The following is a 338-nucleotide window of genomic DNA, read 5'->3' as shown; positions in this document are numbered from 1 at the left end:
GAGACCTCGGTCGAGCGCATCCTGATCACCAATGGCGCCGCCCATGCGCTCTTCCTCGCGCTCGCCTGCGGGGTCCGGGCCGGCGACCTCGTGCTGACCGAGAACCTGACCGATCACGGCGTCATCGGCCTCGCCAATGTCCTCGGCTTCAGCCTCAAGGGCCTGCCGACCGATGAAGAGGGCGTTTTACCGGACGCGCTGGAGGCCGCGTGTGCATCAGGCGGCGTCAGGGTGCTGGTGCTTATTCCCACCCTCAACAATCCCACGGGGCATGTATCGGGCGCGGAGCGCAGACGGGAGATTGCGACAATTGCCGAACGCTACGGCGTCTTTGTCAT

1 protein-coding gene is annotated in these 338 nt (G+C 65.4%); it reads left to right on the top strand.

What is annotated here, in order from left to right; translation table 11 throughout:
• Positions 1 to 338 (top strand): aminotransferase class I/II-fold pyridoxal phosphate-dependent enzyme (locus EN845_RS34235; protein WP_135931303.1); only part of this gene is annotated, 338 nt, incomplete at both ends.

The sequence above is a fragment of the Mesorhizobium sp. M8A.F.Ca.ET.202.01.1.1 genome (genome assembly GCF_004791595.1).
In the GTDB taxonomy this organism is placed as follows: Bacteria; Pseudomonadota; Alphaproteobacteria; order Rhizobiales; family Rhizobiaceae; genus Mesorhizobium.
The sequence above is the reverse complement of the archived record's forward strand: the minus strand, read 5'-3'. Positions and strand labels throughout refer to the sequence as shown.